16 protein-coding genes are annotated in these 16,112 nt (G+C 28.0%); 12 read left to right on the top strand and 4 right to left on the bottom strand.

The window, feature by feature from the left end; all coding sequences use genetic code 11:
• Nucleotides 1-162 precede the first annotated feature (162 nt).
• Complete coding sequence (locus tag CRU95_RS14835; protein ID WP_129101901.1) at nt 163-996, bottom strand: class I SAM-dependent methyltransferase; 834 nt, start codon at nt 994-996, stop codon at nt 163-165.
• Between the two features lie 91 nt (nt 997-1,087).
• The gene (locus CRU95_RS14830; RefSeq protein WP_129101900.1) at nt 1,088-2,155 is read right to left on the bottom strand and encodes a hypothetical protein; all 1,068 of its coding nucleotides are present in this window, start codon (nt 2,153-2,155) and stop codon (nt 1,088-1,090) included.
• A 303-nt stretch (nt 2,156-2,458) separates the two neighbouring features.
• On the opposite strand from CRU95_RS14830, the gene CRU95_RS14825 reads away from it, so the two are divergent.
• Both CRU95_RS14825 and radA read left to right on the top strand, forming a co-directional pair.
• Entirely contained in the window at nt 2,459-3,436 is a 978-nt protein-coding gene (locus tag CRU95_RS14825; RefSeq protein ID WP_129101899.1) for an integron integrase, read from the top strand.
• Nucleotides 3,429-4,778 carry a DNA repair protein RadA gene (radA, locus tag CRU95_RS14820; protein WP_129101898.1) on the top strand — a complete coding sequence of 450 codons (1,350 nt, stop codon included), beginning with the start codon at nt 3,429-3,431 and terminating at the stop codon, nt 4,776-4,778. The genes CRU95_RS14825 and radA overlap by 8 nt, the downstream gene beginning before the upstream one ends.
• A 25-nt stretch (nt 4,779-4,803) precedes the next feature.
• Here the strand turns inward: radA and CRU95_RS14815 are convergent, their stop codons facing one another.
• The gene (locus CRU95_RS14815; RefSeq protein WP_129101897.1) at nt 4,804-5,208 is read right to left on the bottom strand and encodes a thioesterase family protein; all 405 of its coding nucleotides are present in this window, start codon (nt 5,206-5,208) and stop codon (nt 4,804-4,806) included.
• Nucleotides 5,209-5,325: 117 nt separating this feature from the next.
• Here CRU95_RS14815 and ybeY point away from each other — a divergent pair, with 117 nt between their 5' ends.
• Together ybeY and CRU95_RS14805 are read left to right on the top strand one after the other, a co-directional pair.
• Nucleotides 5,326-5,745, top strand: a complete 420-nt coding sequence (ybeY, locus tag CRU95_RS14810) for an rRNA maturation RNase YbeY (RefSeq protein ID WP_129101896.1) — start codon at nt 5,326-5,328, stop codon at nt 5,743-5,745.
• Nucleotides 5,746-6,666, top strand: coding sequence for a calcium/sodium antiporter (locus tag CRU95_RS14805; protein ID WP_129101895.1), 921 nt, complete (start codon nt 5,746-5,748; stop codon nt 6,664-6,666).
• 1 nt (nt 6,667) lies between these two features.
• Here the strand turns inward: CRU95_RS14805 and CRU95_RS14800 are convergent, their stop codons facing one another.
• Nucleotides 6,668-7,072, bottom strand: coding sequence for a Fur family transcriptional regulator (locus CRU95_RS14800; RefSeq protein ID WP_129101894.1), 405 nt, complete (start codon nt 7,070-7,072; stop codon nt 6,668-6,670).
• Between the two features lie 251 nt (nt 7,073-7,323).
• Here CRU95_RS14800 and CRU95_RS14795 point away from each other — a divergent pair, with 251 nt between their 5' ends.
• From CRU95_RS14795 to CRU95_RS14760, 8 genes are all read left to right on the top strand, one after another.
• Complete coding sequence (locus tag CRU95_RS14795; RefSeq protein WP_129101893.1) at nt 7,324-7,761, top strand: DNA starvation/stationary phase protection protein; 438 nt, start codon at nt 7,324-7,326, stop codon at nt 7,759-7,761.
• Between the two features lie 77 nt (nt 7,762-7,838).
• The gene (locus CRU95_RS14790; RefSeq protein WP_013135919.1) at nt 7,839-8,492 is read left to right on the top strand and encodes a ferritin family protein; all 654 of its coding nucleotides are present in this window, start codon (nt 7,839-7,841) and stop codon (nt 8,490-8,492) included.
• Between the two features lie 80 nt (nt 8,493-8,572).
• On the top strand, nt 8,573-10,126 hold the full coding sequence (locus tag CRU95_RS14785; protein WP_129101892.1) for an endonuclease/exonuclease/phosphatase family protein: 1,554 nt from the start codon (nt 8,573-8,575) through the stop codon (nt 10,124-10,126).
• On the top strand, nt 10,116-11,417 hold the full coding sequence (murJ, locus tag CRU95_RS14780; RefSeq protein WP_129101891.1) for a murein biosynthesis integral membrane protein MurJ: 1,302 nt from the start codon (nt 10,116-10,118) through the stop codon (nt 11,415-11,417). The genes CRU95_RS14785 and murJ overlap by 11 nt, the downstream gene beginning before the upstream one ends.
• 66 nt (nt 11,418-11,483) lie before the next feature.
• On the top strand, nt 11,484-13,193 hold the full coding sequence (locus CRU95_RS14775) for an ABC transporter ATP-binding protein (RefSeq protein ID WP_129101890.1): 1,710 nt from the start codon (nt 11,484-11,486) through the stop codon (nt 13,191-13,193).
• A 55-nt stretch (nt 13,194-13,248) separates the two neighbouring features.
• On the top strand, nt 13,249-14,307 hold the full coding sequence (locus CRU95_RS14770; protein ID WP_129101889.1) for a quinone-dependent dihydroorotate dehydrogenase: 1,059 nt from the start codon (nt 13,249-13,251) through the stop codon (nt 14,305-14,307).
• A gap of 73 nt (nt 14,308-14,380) precedes the next feature.
• On the top strand, nt 14,381-15,661 hold the full coding sequence (locus CRU95_RS14765) for a pitrilysin family protein (protein WP_258238734.1): 1,281 nt from the start codon (nt 14,381-14,383) through the stop codon (nt 15,659-15,661).
• Nucleotides 15,642-16,106: a globin gene (locus CRU95_RS14760; protein WP_129101888.1), complete on the top strand. Its 465-nt coding sequence runs from the start codon at nt 15,642-15,644 to the stop codon at nt 16,104-16,106. Before CRU95_RS14765 ends, CRU95_RS14760 begins: the two co-directional genes overlap by 20 nt.
• Nucleotides 16,107-16,112 lie beyond the last annotated feature (6 nt).

Genomic DNA, 16,112 nt, shown 5'->3' with positions numbered 1-16,112 from the left:
TGTATCAAGTATACAACCTGTAAAGTTAAGAGAAATTATAAAAACAACTAGGTATTTTATTAGTATTTTTATTTTCATTTAAATGGCTCCTTGTAATATAACGATTGAAATGAGCCAATAAATTTCCGCTAGGTAATTTATTGGCTACTATGTTTTGTTAATTTATTTTCTAGCTAAGATTGATGTCATGGCTAGTTCTGATAGACTATTTTCACAAGAAACACTACCTACAGAAGTTTTCATTTGAACACTAGATTTATTAATAGGCTCATTATATATCATGAAGTCTAAATCAAATACTTCCAATGTTGTTACCGAAGCTTGGTCTTTATGTGCATTAATGACCTCATCTTTCAATAACTCTGTATTTGGAACTTGTCCTCTATCAACTGTTTGTAAAATACCACCTGATATTAATATTTCATCAGCTAATTCATAAGCTTTATTTTGTACTAATAATCTATATTGAGCGTCAGAAGTAATATTTAAAGGAAAAATATTCATACAATGTCTTCTTTCTGTATGAGTTCCTATTAACCAAATTGTAATTGCATCAAATTTTCCAACAGTCTTTAAATAAGGCTCAATATATGGGTCAGATACTAAATCTGAATGTATTAGAGTAATTTGTTGTTCAGGTATTTTATCAATACTTTTGAAATTATAACCATGATATTTATTATCATATATAATATCACATCGTTTTATAAGTTCTGTACTGTAACCTTTAGATGATAATTTTCTTTCTGCTTCTTTTAAGCAGTCTAAGTTTTCATCAATTGCAATTATTTTTAATTGATTATTACTATTTTCAGAAAGAAGTGCTACTAGTCCTGTTCCGTCACCACATCCAATATCTAATATTAAATTTTTTTGACTTGTTAATATTTTTTTTGCCATCCAACTGTAACATTTTTGAGCATTAAATGCTTCAGCATTATTTTTCCATTTATTTATATATGTTTTATGTTCTTCTATTAATTTTTTATTTGGCATTTCTATATGTTCCTTTTTGAAAATTAACGTTTGAAGTGAGCTAATAAATTTCCCGCAGGGTAATTTATTAGCTCCCCTGATTTGTTATGTCTTAAACTTCCCAATTTAACCACTTTACATAATTTTTCAATAAATCTTCATCATCACTAAATACTGAATATGGAATTGTAGCTTTTACTTGTACTTTACCATCAGCTCTACCAGTAATTTTTGTATTATTAAATAGGGATGCAAATAAAGACAACCCTTTATCTTGAGTAATTAACGCTATATTATAGTTAGTATTTTTTCTATGATACTCATCCAAACCAAATAACATTTCGATTGTGGTTAAATCAAAGGCTGTATTATAGGCATTTTCTTTAGTGAAAGTTTGAGAGTCTTTTAGCACTAATTGTGCTGCTGTTTTTTTACCTTTCATCAAAATTCTCAGAAGTGCCAACATTATTACAAAATCATCTCTTTTTAATTCCATTTCTTTCGCGGTTTTGAAAACTATATCGACAGCTTGTTCTCTTGATTTTTCACTAAATTGCTTATTTAGTTTAGGTGCAATATTTTGTAAAAAGGTCATGCGTTTTTCTATATTTGGTTTTATTAAGTTTTTTAAACGATGATAATAGAGGTTTCCATCAGGATAATCTGCAATTACAAGATTAGGTAATGCTGATTTAAGATCTTTTTTTGCATCTGCAATTTGATTATCAATCATACTATTAGTTGATATTTTACGTTCATTTCCCTCAATTACAAAAGCTGAGATATCTAACATCACAAGATGATTCAAAAAAATGTTATCAAATGAATCAAGTTCTTCATTGACTTTTTTTATACCATTATTATATCTTCGTATAATCTCGGATACAATATTTCTATCTGCAAGTAGTATGGAATTTGGTTTAATAAAAGTAGTAGGTATCCAACCTCCAAATACAATTAGAAATGCTTCATTTTTAACAAAATTAGTCATTTCTAGTTCAACACTGTCATCATTGTGAATAGTATCACTTTGGATGTCAGATAAATTAACTTTAATTTTATTTGTTTTATTCATTTGAATCATATCTTCAAATGAGTTTGGTACGATATCAAATGATTTCACAATGTGTTCACCTATCCTAAAATTACCGTTGAAATATCCTACTGTATCATTGTTCATTTAATATAATCCTCTGTAGACATAACTAATTATTAGTAATACATTATGTATTACTTATATCTAAACTACTTAATAGTTTTACATTTATTATGTTAGCCTATTAAATATAAAAAAATACCTAAAATAGGCTCTTTTAAATAAAAGCATTGCATATTGCAATATTTTTTACAATATTTCTAAACTTTTTATATACTTTTCATGTTAGATTATTGATGTATATCCTTAATATCTTATCAAAATGTATGGCTATTAAGCAAAAATCGTAATAGTTTAACAAAATGCTAAATATATCAGGAGAGTAACATGGGCAAAAAATTACTCGATATTATGAGAGATAAGATTAGATTTAAACACTATAGTATAAAAACAGAGCAAAGTTACATAGGATGGGCAAAGAGATATATACTTTACCATAATAAAAGACACCCTCAGGATATGGGTAAAACTGAAATCGAACAATTTTTAACTCATCTAGCTACTCAACTAAATGTATCTCCAACTACACAAAATCAAGCATTCAATGCTCTATTATTTTTATATGAACAAGTATTAAATATATCCTTAAAAAATCAAAATATACAAGCTTTAAGGGCAAAAGAGAGGAAACATATCCCTGTAGTGCTTACGATTGAAGAAGTAAAAAGTATTATTTTAAATATGAATGGTATTTATCAACTTATAGTTAAACTTATGTACGGTTGTGGTCTTAGAATGAAAGAAGTGCAAAACATAAGGATAAAAGACATCGACTTTGGATTTGATAAAATTTATATTTGGGACAGCAAGTCTCTCAAAGATAGAACCTTACCACTTCCTTTGAAAATAAAGGAGGAGCTTAAAATACAAGTACAAAAAGTAAAAGAACTACACCAAAAAAATTTGCAAGATGGTTTTGGAAGTGTATATATCCCTTATGCGCTAGAGCGAAAATTTCCCAAAGCTAAATTTGAACCAAAATGGCAATATGTTTTTCCTATGGATAAAATCTCAACAGACCCTAGAAGTAAAGAGCAAAGAAGACATCATATTTTGGATGTAACATTAAGTAGAAATATTAAAAATGCAGTCCAAAAGTGTAATATAGACAAAAGGGTTACAGCTCATATTTTTAGACACTCTTATGCAACTCATTTACTTCAAAATGGTACAGATATTCGTTCTATTCAAGAATTACTTGGTCATAAATCCATAGAAACAACTATGATATACACACATGTTATAAAAGAATTAAACAAAAATAATATAAAATCCCTTGTGATTATAAGGAAACAAAATGGCTAAGAAAAAAACAACACTTTTTGAGTGTCAACACTGTGGCGAACAATCTACCAAATGGATGGGAAAATGTCCATCTTGTGGAGGTTGGGATAGTTTTGTTGAACTCAATACCGAACAACAAGAAGTATTAAAACAAACATCAAAAATAATAAACACAACATCAAAAGCAAGACCAATCACCCAAATAGAACAAGATGACATCATCAGATTTTCATCAAATAACCATGAGTTTGACCTTGTCCTTGGTGGAGGAATAGTTCCTGGAAGCCTTACACTTATTGGTGGAAGTCCGGGAGTTGGGAAGTCAACCCTACTTTTAAAAGTAGCAGGTGACATCTCCCAATCAGGTAAAAAAGTTCTTTATGTCTCAGGTGAAGAGAGTATGGGACAAATAAAACTTCGAGCAAATAGACTTGATGCAAATAGTGATAACCTTTATTTATTATCTGAAATCAAACTAGAAGAGATACAAGAAGAACTATTAAGACAAGATTATGAAGCAGTAGTAATTGACTCTATTCAAACTATCTATTCAAGCTCACTAACCTCTGCTCCGGGTTCTGTTTCACAAGTAAGAGAGATAACCTTTGAACTTATGCGTAAAGCAAAAGAATCTGATATCGCTATGTTTATTATTGGACATATCACAAAAGATGGAAGTATCGCAGGACCTAGAGTCTTGGAACATATGGTTGATACTGTTTTATACTTTGAAGGAGAATCATCAAAAGAACTTAGAATGCTAAGGGGCTTTAAAAATAGATTTGGAAGTACAAGTGAGATAGGTATATTTGAGATGACAGCAGAAGGACTTATAAGTGCTAAAGACATAGCCTCTAAGTTTTTTGATAAAAGTAAACCCCAAAGTGGCTCTGCTTTAACTGTAGTTATGGAAGGAAGTCGAGCACTTATTATTGAAGTTCAAGCCTTAGTTTGTGAAAGTACTTACCCAAATCCAAAAAGAAGCGCCACTGGATTTGATGTAAATAGATTAAATATGCTTTTAGCCCTACTTGAAAAGAAACTTGACCTTCCACTAAATCACTATGATGTATTTATAAATATAAGTGGTGGTATTAAGATAAAAGAGAGTTCAGCTGATTTGGCTGTAATTGCTTCGATTATTAGTTCATTTAGAGATAGACCTATTTCAAAAGAGTCAGTATTTATAGGAGAAGTTTCTTTAACAGGTGAGATAAAAGATGTATATTCTATAGATATGAGACTAAAAGAAGCAAGTGCTCAAGGTGTTACAAAAGCAATAGTTGCTTTAAAACCAAATATTAAAACAAATCTAAAAATCTTTCCTGTAGATGAAGTGGTAAAAATGATTGAGCTATTTTAATAGCTCAAATCTTTTTACCTAAGTTTTACTTTCCTACTCTTTTATTTGCCCCACTCATAAGCCTATCTTTTGTCACTATTGCTCTTGTATGAGTTCCAGTTCCTATTACTCCACCAGAATCAACAACTTCTAATCTGAACTTATAAAGTTTCCCTTCCATACCTTCAAAAGTTGCAGTTGAAATTGCTGTATCACCACTTAGAGTTGGGGCTAGATGTTTTATATTTACTTCAACTCCAACTGATAATTGACCCTCTTCTAAAAATGGTATCAGAATTTTTGCAGCAGAACACTCCATAAGTGCTACCAATCTCGCTGTTGCAAATACTTCTGGAAAATTATCTTCAGGTGAGATTTGTAGATTTTTTGCTAAATCTTTATCTTCAACTTTAAATTTAATACTATCTTTTGTACCAATTTTTAATTCCATATTTGTACTCCTTTGATTTTTTATATTTTATATTTTATTTACTTAAAGACAAAAAATGTCCTTTATTTACTAATTTGACTAATTTAGCTATAATCCGCCAAAAATAAACGGATAAAAATGATTGACTTTGATAATCAAACAAAAATTGATATAGATATAAGCTCATTGGAAATAATAAAAAATGAACTAAGTCCAAAAGATATCGAGCTAATACTTGTGCATAATGATGAAATACAAATTTTAAATAAAGAGCATAGAAATATAGACAAAGCTACAGATGTACTGAGCTTCCCACTTGAATATGATATGCCAAATATGCCCTTAGGTTCTATTGTCATTTCTGTTGATTTTGTGGAAAATAAAGCAAAAGAGTATAAGCACAGTTTTTTAGATGAATTAACACTTCTTTTTATCCATGGAATGCTTCATTTATTGGGTTATGACCATGAAGTAGATAATGGAGAGCATAGAAAAAAAGAAGAAGAGCTAATCAAAAAGTACAATCTTCCGAAAAGTTTAATTGTAAGGAATTCATAAATGGATATTTTAATTTTCATTGTTTCAATGACAGCGTTAATTTTTGGGGCTGATTTTATAATACAACAAAGTGAAAAGATAGCACTTCACTATAAAATTTCACCTTTTATTATAGGAGCTACTTTAGTGGCAGTTGGGACTAGTTTACCTGAAATGGCAGCTTCAATTTCTGCATCATTAAAAGGAAGTCCTGATATTGCCGTTGCAAATGTTATTGGAAGTACTATTTTTAACATTTCTTTAGTTTTAGGTTCAGTATTTTTATTAGCTAAGAAAATACGTCCAGATAGAGACCTTTTTGCAAAAGATTCCGCTTGGTCACTATTTCCTATTTTTGTTTTTATACTTATGAGTATAGATGGAAAGCTAACTTTTTTTGATGGTATATTATTTTTATTATTAATGTGTGCCTTCTTACTTTTTTTAATCTCTTCAAATCAAGTAGATGTAATAGATGAAGAATTAAAAAAAGAACCTTTTGGATGGGGGAAATCAGGACTGTTTTTAGTTATAGGTTTTATTTTGACAATTGGTGGAGCTGATTTTGCAATTGATAGTGCCTCAAATATAGCAAGAAGTTTTGGAATTAGTGAATGGTTAATTGGTCTATTCTTAGTTGCTTTTGGTACAAGTTTACCAGAACTTACAGTTTCTATAAAAGCTGCTTTAAATAATCAAGCTGATTTAGCAATAGGAAATATTATAGGTTCAAATGTTGCTAACTTTACGATGGTATTAGGTTTATCTGCAATAGTAAATCCATTGAATGTTAATTTAAGTGCAAACTTATTTGATATAGTGGCAGCTTTGATTTTATCAGTAATGTTAGTATTTATTACTGCTAATAAAATGTATAATAAAAGTGCAGGGATTGCGTTGTTGATTGTATTTGCATTAGTGGTACAAAATAGCTTTTTTTAAGCTATTTTGCACACTCTGAACATACACCTGTAAAAACTACATTTGCATGTTTTACATTAAATTTACTTTGAGATTCTAATTCTTTTAAAACACTAGAAGTATCTATAATTATATCTTCAATTTTTTTACACTTTTCACAAACTAAATGAGAGTGTTCCTCTTTTATCAGTTCATAAACAGATTTTTCATTAGGTATTTTTACCTCAGATATAAAAAATTTCTCTACCATCGAATTTACATTTTTATAAATCGTTGCTAGTGAAATTGAAGGGAACTTACTTAACATACTTGCATAAAGTTCATCAATATTTATATGACCTTTATGATAAAGTTCTTCAACTATAGCTAATCTTTGAGGTGTTACTTTCAAATTAAACTCTTTTAATAATCTACTAGAATTTTCCATGACGCCTCCTTTGTAATATGTATAATATTTTTATACTAATAGTCGAATAGTAGTATAAGTAAGATAAACTTTAGTTAAAGAAAATAATTATTCTTTAACTATTATTTTAAATTAAGAATGAAAATCAAAATTTATATTTATATTTATATTATCAATAAAAACTATTAAAAGAAAATAATTATCCTTTAAGCTATATTCTATTAGAATTCTCAAAGGAAAAAAATTATCCACAAATAAAAAAAGGAATTAAAATGAAAAATTTAACAAAACAATTAAAAGTTATCCAAGCAAGTTCTCTTGTAATGTTTACAAAAGTACATAACTACCATTGGAATATAAAAGGTATGCAGTTCTTCCCAATACATGAAATGACTGAAAAAATTTATGGTGAATTTAGTTCAATATATGATGATACAGCAGAAAGATTATTACAATTAGGAGATAAGCCAGTTATTTTATTGGATGAATTATCTAAAACATCTATTATAAAAGAAGATGAAAAAACTGATTTTGATGCTAAATATGTATTAGAAAATATATTAGCTGACTTTGAAATATTTATGTCAGAATTTAAAAAACTATCAACATTGGCAAATAAAAACAATGATACTACTACTGTAGCATTTGCAGATGAAAATATTGCACATTTAGAAAAAAACATCTGGATGATAAAAGCAACACTTAACTAATTCTTGCATTTAAGTTTGGATGAAATATAATCTTTAAATGATTAACTTCATCTAAAACTTAATATTGAGGAAAAATAATGAGACAACACGAATCTTATAAATGTAATAAATGTGGAAATATAATAGAAGTATCAAATGTTGGTGGAGGAACTCTATCTTGCTGTGGTGAAGAAATGGCCTGTATTACGACTGATTTAACATCAGTCGTTCTAATGAAAGCTTTTGCAGGTGAATCAATGGCTAGAAATAAATATGAATATTATGCAAAAGTTGCCCAAAAAGAAGGATACAGAGATATCGCTGAACACTTCCAAAGAGCTGCCAATAATGAAAAAATGCATGCTAAACTAGAATATAAAGCTTACAATGTTTTAAATTATGACAGAGAGTTTGCTAATACAAGTGAAAATCTTCAACTTGCAGCTGATGGTGAAAACTATGAAAATACAACTATGTATCCAGACTTTGCAAAAATTGCAAAAGATGAAGGACACAAAGATATTGCAAGAATGTTAGAAATGATTGGTAAAATCGAAATAGAACATGAAAATATGTACAAAAGTTTAAAACAAAGACTTGATTCTGGTGCTGAATATGTTAGCGAAGATGAAGAAGAAGAATGGATTTGTGAAGTTTGTGGACATGTTCATAGAGGTAAAAAAGCTCTTAAAATGTGCCCTGTATGTAAACACCCTCAAGAGTATCAATCAAGATTAAACTCTAAAAAATAAAATCTTATTTTAGGTTATTTGTTAAATTCAAATAACCTAAATCTCAACATAATCTAATAGTATAAACTATATAATCCCTTATGATAATAAGAACTATATTTCTAATATTTTTTACATATAACCTAACTCTTGCAAAAGATTTTACAGTAGCTTCTTATAATGTGGAAAATTTCTTTGATTTAAAATATGACAAAACAGAATATAAAGAGTTTATTCCAAATACTAAATCAAACTGGAACAAAACAACATACACCACAAAACTAAAACATATAATAAAAGTAATAAATGACTTAAATAAAGATATAGTTGCATTACAAGAAGTAGAATCAAAACAAGCCTTTGATGAACTTGCAAAAAATTTACCCCAATACAAATACTCAATTTTCAAAAAATACAAAACTTCAAGCATAGGACTAGCAATACTAAGTAAATATGAGATTAGCGATTATGAGCTCATTGATGTAAAACACTCAAAAGTCAATCGCCCTATTTTAAAAGTGACTTTAAATATAGACAATCACAAATTTATTGTTTTTAATAATCATTGGCCATCAAAAAGAAAAGAAGAAAACCAAAGAGTTTTATATGCCCAAGCCATAGAAGAGTATATAAAAAATTTAAATGAAGATGTAGATTATGTTATTTTGGGAGATTTAAATTCAAATTACAATGAATTTGAAACTTTCAAATACTCAAAACTAAATAATACTTATGATTTAACAGGCATAAATGATGTTTTAAATACTTCTATTAAGGGTAAGTTTATCTCTAAAAATGAGATTTTAAAATATAATAAAAAAGTACATTACAATTTATGGTTAGAGTTAAATTATAATCAAAGATTTTCTTATAAGTTTAGAGGTGAAAATGAGACTCCTGATAATATTGTTTTACCAAAAGCTTTATTTGATGATAAAAATATCTCCTATGTAAATGATAGCTTTCAAGTCTTTAAACCAGAATATTTAATAAAAAATGGAAGAATATTTAGATGGGAGATGAAAAACAATATTCATCAAAACAGAGGTTATTCTGATCATTTACCTATTTTAGCAACATTTACAACTGAAAAAGTAAAAAAACAAATACCAATAAAAGCTGATTTGATAAGTGAACTTTATAGTAAAACCAATATCTCTTTTCCTATACTCTTATCTAATATAAACTTGGTGTATAAAACAGATAATGTAGCCATCATAAAACAAAAAAATGACCGAGCAATATTTGTTTACAAAGATGTATCAAAATTAAAATATGACAAAAATTACACCATAAAAATAAATCAAACAAAAAGATTCAATGGACTATTAGAAATAAATGATTTCCAAATATTAGATGAAAAAGAAGATAAGTTAGATAAAAAATCTCTTTTTTTAGATGCTTCAAAATATGATATATTGGAATACAAGTTTCAAAATGAAATGATAAACAATATCTCAGGGATTATTCAAAACAACTATTTAAACTATATTTTTAAAAATGAAAAAAGAAAAATAAGAGTTTATGTAAAGAATAAAGAACTTTTACCAAAAAATGGGCAAAAAATTACTATAATAAATGCTCATTTAGGTTTTTATAAATCAAAACCACAAATTATACTCTATAAAAAAAGTGACTATAAATATGTTGATTAAATCTATTTTTACAAATAGTAGTGGAATTTTAGTATCAAGAATACTAGGCTTTGTAAGGGATTTGCTTACTGCTTCTATTTTAGGAGCAAATATATACTCTGATATATTTTTTGTAGCTTTTAAACTACCAAACCTATTTAGAAGAATCTTTGCAGAAGGTGCTTTTACCCAAGCATTTATTCCAGCTTACGCAAAAACGAAACAAAAAATAAGATTTACTAGTGCAATATTTTTACAATTTTTAGCTCTTATTTTATTTCTTTCACTTTTAGTAACCCTATTTTCAAAGTTTATCACACATGTTATAGCTTTAGGATTTGATACTAAAACTGTGGAGCTAGCAGCCCCACTTGTGGCAATAAACTTTTACTATTTGCCTATGATATTTATAGTTACATTTATGGCTGCTCTTTTACAGTATAAACATCACTTTGCTACTACTGCTTTTTCAACAGCCCTACTAAATCTAGCACTAATAGCAGCACTTCTTTTATCAAAAGACTTGGGAAAATATGAGATAACATATTACATGTCTTATGGTGTTTTAGTTGGGGGATTATTACAAATTTTAGTACATCTTATTGCTATAAAAAAGAAAAACTTACTTAAAGTTTTCACTTTCAATAAAATAAATATAAGTGAAAATAAGTTTTACAAAAACTTTATAAGTGCTACAGTAGGAAGTTCAACTTCACATATCTCTGCATTTTTAGATACTTGGTTAGCTTCATTTTTAGTAAGTGGCTCTATTTCTTATTTGTACTATGCAAATAGAGTTTTTCAGCTTCCTTTAGCACTTTTTGCAATAGCAACTTCAACTGCACTTTTTCCTATGATTGCACGAGCTATTAAAAATAAAGATGAAGATAATGCCTTAAGACTAATGAGAAAATCAACTATAATATTAACAGCCTTACTTGCAATTTCAACTCTAATAGGAATTGTTTTTGATAATTTTATAGTTCAATTACTTTTCCAAAGAGGTGCTTTTACAAGTACTGATACTACAAATACAGCTTTGATACTTAGTATGTATTTAATAGGACTTATTCCCTTTGGAATAGCAAAGATATTTTCCCTTTGGTTATACTCACATGAAAAGCAATTTTTAGCTGCAAAAATCTCTATGAAAGCACTTGGCTTTAATATAGTTTTTTCACTTCTTTTAATCACCCCTTATGGAGCAGCAGGATTAGCTTTTGCATCAACATTAAGTGGATTTATTCTATTTTTTCTTACAATAAAAGAGTTTGGATTTAGAAAATTTAAACAACTTATTTTTAGCAAATAATAATTTTATCTTTTTATTAAATATTTTAGATATAATCTGCCTTCATTACAAAAATTTAGGAATTTAATGAGAGAATTTTTTAAACAATACATACCCTATTATAAAAATTATATTTTAAAATTTTTCTACGCTTTTATTGGTATGTTATTAGCTGCTGGTGGAACTAGTGGGAGTGCATATGTTGTCAAACCCTTATTAGATGAAATATTTATTGCAAAAAATGCTGAAATGTTACAGATTATTCCTTTTATGGTTATAGCATTATATTTTGCTAAAGGTTTTGGGGGCTATATTCAAGCATATTATATATCTTATATTGGACAAGATATTGTAAGAATCGTTAGAGATAAACTATTAGCTCATGTATTAACTTTAGACATTGATTTTTTTCAAAAAAAACATGGGGGAGAATTAATTTCTCGTATCACAAATGATATAAATAGAATTCAATCAGCGGTTTCAAGTCAAATTGCTGAAATTATTAGAGAAAGTATGACAATTATTGCCTTAATAGGTGTTGTTATATACCAAAGCGCAGAATTAGCATTTTATGGTTTAGTTGTACTTCCAATGGCAATTTACCCACTTACAGTGCTAGCTAAAAAGATGAAAAAACTATCATTTAGATCTCAAGAATCAAATTCTGATATTACTTCTAATTTAAGTGAGACTTTTAACAACATAGAGATAATAAAAGCAAATTCAACAGAGTTTTTAGAAGCTAAAAAATTTCAAGCACATAATAAAAACTTTTTTAATATAAATATAAAAGCTGTAAAAACAAATGAACTAGTTTCTCCTCTTATGGAAACATTAGGTGCAATTGCACTTGCAGTAGTAATAATTGTGGGAGGGAAAGAAGTAATAGAAGGTGAACTAACAGTTGGTTCATTTTTCTCATTTATGACAGCATTATTTATGTTATACACTCCTATAAAAAGATTATCAAGTTTATATAATAAAATGCAAAATGCCTTAGCTGCGAATGAAAGAGTTAATGAAATATTTAATACAAAAGCAACAATTTTAAATGGAGAAGACTTATTCCCTCAAAATATTGAAACAATAGAATTTAAAAATACTCAACTGAAATATGATGGTTTTACAGCACTAAAGAATATAAATTTAAAAGCCTCAAAAGGTGAAAAAATTGCTTTAGTTGGAGATAGTGGTGGAGGAAAATCTTCATTGGTAAATTTAATTATTAGATTCTATGAAATAAGTGAAGGTGAAATACTTTTTAATGACAAATCAATAAAAAATATTGATATAAAATCATTAAGAGATCAAATATCAATTGTCACACAAAGAGTCTATATTTTCAATGATACAATTTCTCAAAATGTAGCTTATGGACAAGAACTTGATGAACAAAGAGTTATTGATGCACTTAAACAAGCCCATGCTTATAACTTTGTAATGTCACTTGAAAATGGAGTTCATACAAAACTTGATGAATTTGGAACAAATTTAAGTGGTGGTCAGAGACAAAGAATAGCAATAGCTAGAGCTTTATACAAAAAACCTCAAATACTTATTTTAGATGAAGCAACTTCAGCCCTTGATAATGAAAGTGAATCTATTATCTCAGAAGTTATTGATGAAGTAAGTAAAGACAAAATCACATTTGTTATAGCACATAGATTAAGTACTATTAAAAGTGCAGATAGAATTGCTGTATTTAAAGATGGAAAAATAGTTTGCCAAGATACAGAAAAAGAACTATTAAAAAATTGTAATGAGTATCAACGACTTCATAACCTAGCAAATATTTGATAAAGAAATATTTACAAAGTTTTAGATAAAATATCTGATTAGAAAAAGGAAAAAATTGTTTAGCTATAACACATTAAAAAAAGTATTATTTAAATTTCAACCAGAAACTGCACATTATCTTGCTGAATTTGGACTAACAAAATTGCCTTATTGCCGAAGTTTAAACAACTATATGGTTAATAAAAATTTTATATTTGACCATAAATTATCTCAAGATATTTTAGGCATTACTTTTAAAAATCCTGTTGGTTTAGCTGCTGGATTTGACAAAAATGCTACGATGATAGAATCAATGATGGCTTTAGGTTTTGGCTACACTGAAATTGGGACTATGACGCCAAGAGCACAAGATGGAAATCCAAAGCCTAGAATGTTTAGATATCCAGAACAAAAAACAGTTCAAAATGCTATGGGATTTAATAATAAGGGTTCATACGATGTAGCTAAAAATCTTAGAAAAGTTTTTCCTTATACTATTCCAGTGGGTGCAAATATTGGTAAAAATAAAACTACACCTGAAAATATGGCATTAAGTGATTATAAGATTTTAATAAATAAATTTAAAGATATAAGTGATTATTTGGTTATAAACATTTCTAGTCCAAATACACCAAATCTTAGAGATTTACAAAATGAAAAATTTATAACAGAACTTTTTACGATGGGGAAAAAGCTTACAAATAAACCTATATTTTTAAAAATAGCTCCAGATATGGAAGCTAAAACTGCTGTTGATTTATGCAAAACAGCTATAAAATCAGGAGCTGCTGGTATTATTGCCACAAATACAACTATTGATTATGATTTACTTCCTGGATGCCAAAGCTTTGGTGGACTAAGTGGTGCTGTTTTAAGTGAAAAGTCATATGAATTATTTAAAGAAATAGCTAAAGAGTTATTTGGAAAAACAATTTTAGTATCTGTGGGTGGTATTTCAACACCAGAAGATGCTTACAGAAGAATCAAAGCAGGTGCTTCACTTATCCAAGTATATTCTGGTATGATTTTTGAAGGTCCAGCAATGGTTAGAAAAATAAATGAAGGAATTTTAAAACTTCTTGATGAAGATGGTTTTTCAAATATAAATCAAGCAATTGGTGCTGATTTAAAATAATAAAGAGGGTTAATAAGTGATTAAATTGATATTGATACAATTCTCACTTCTATTTATATTCGCAGGAGAATTAATGAGTAATAGTTTACCAAAATATTTTACAAAAACTTTAGACAATGGATTACAAATAGTTGTAATACCTATGGAAAATGGTTCAAATGTTGTTTCAACAGACATTTTTTATAAAGTTGGAAGTAGAAATGAAGTAATGGGGAAAAGTGGAATAGCACATATGCTTGAACACTTAAATTTCAAATCAACAAAAAACCTAAAAGCTGGTGAGTTTGATGAAATAGTAAAAGGATTTGGAGGAGTAAATAATGCCTCAACTTCGTTTGATTTTACACACTATTATATAAAGTCAAGTTCAAAAAACATGGGTAAATCATTAAAACTTTTTGCAGATTTAATGGAAAATTTAACATTAAAAGATAAAGAATTCCAACCTGAAAGAGATGTAGTAGCAGAAGAGAGAAGATGGAGAACAGATAATAATCCAATGGGATATTTGCAATACAGACTTTTTAATAATGCATATATTTATCATCCATATCATTGGACGCCAATTGGTTTTACTGATGATATTAAAAATTGGACAATAAAAGATATTAGAGACTTTCATAGTACATATTATCAACCAAAAAATGCAATTGTAGTTCTTGCAGGAGATATATCTAAAGAGAATGCTTTTAAGTTAGTTAAAAAATATTTCAAAGACATAAAAAATAAAAAAGATATTCCATCAAAAGTTTATACAGTTGAGCCAAAACAAGATGGAGCAAAAAGAATTATAATAAATAGAGATTCACAAGTTGAATTATTAGCTATGGCATACCATATACCTAACTTCGAACATAAAGATCAAATAGCCCTATCAGCTCTTAGTGAACTATTAAGTTCTGGTAAAAGTTCTATTTTAGAAAAAAGACTTGTAGATGAAAAAAGATTAGTAAACTCTATATATGCTTATAATGTGGAATTAAAAGATCCTGGACTATTCATGTTTATTGCATCATGTAATGAAGGTGTAAAAGCCCAAGATGTTGAAAAAGAGATATTAGAGATAATAAAAGAGATAAAAGAGGGAAAAATTTCGCAAGAAAATTTAGAAAAGATAAAAATAAATACAAAAGCTGATTTTATTTTTTCACTTGAAAGCTCTAGTTCTGTAGCTTCATTGTATGGAAGTTATTTTGTCAAAGATAATATTAAACCTCTATTTTCATATGAAGAAAACATTCAAAACTTAAAAATAAAAGATATTGTAAAAGTTGCAAAAAAATATCTACAAAAAGATAATTCAACAACTTTAATTTTAAGAAAGGATGGCAAGGATGGATTACAAGATAAGTAAAACAACCTTTGGAGAAAAGCCTCATTTTGAGTTACCTAAGCCTTTGTTTTACAAAGAATTAGGAGAAAAGGGCTTAGTTGAGCTTTTTAATAAGTTTTATGACTTATTAGTGGAAAGTGACATCTCTAATTTTTTTCCTCAAGATGAAAAAGAGTTAGCAAAAGTCAAAGCACATAATGTAAAGTTTTTTATAGAAGCTTGTGGCGGTCCAAAGTATTATTCAGAAGAAGTTGGTCACTTTGATATGATGAAAGCCCATGAACCTTTTTCAATAACTGAAAAAGCAAGAACAGAATGGCTTGGTTGTATGCAAGAAGTACTAAAAGATGTTAAAATTTCAGAAGAAGCAAAAAAAAGTTTTTGGGAATACTTAGAAAAATTTTCAAAACATACAGTAAATGTAGATACTGGAATCAAATTACCAGAAGATATAGTAAAAGTATAAAGGAAG

Origin of the sequence: Arcobacter sp. F2176, from assembly GCF_004116465.1 — a bacterium.
GTDB classification, from domain to species: Bacteria; Campylobacterota; Campylobacteria; order Campylobacterales; family Arcobacteraceae; genus Arcobacter; species Arcobacter siniprincipis.
This window is presented reverse-complemented; position numbering and strand designations above follow the sequence as displayed.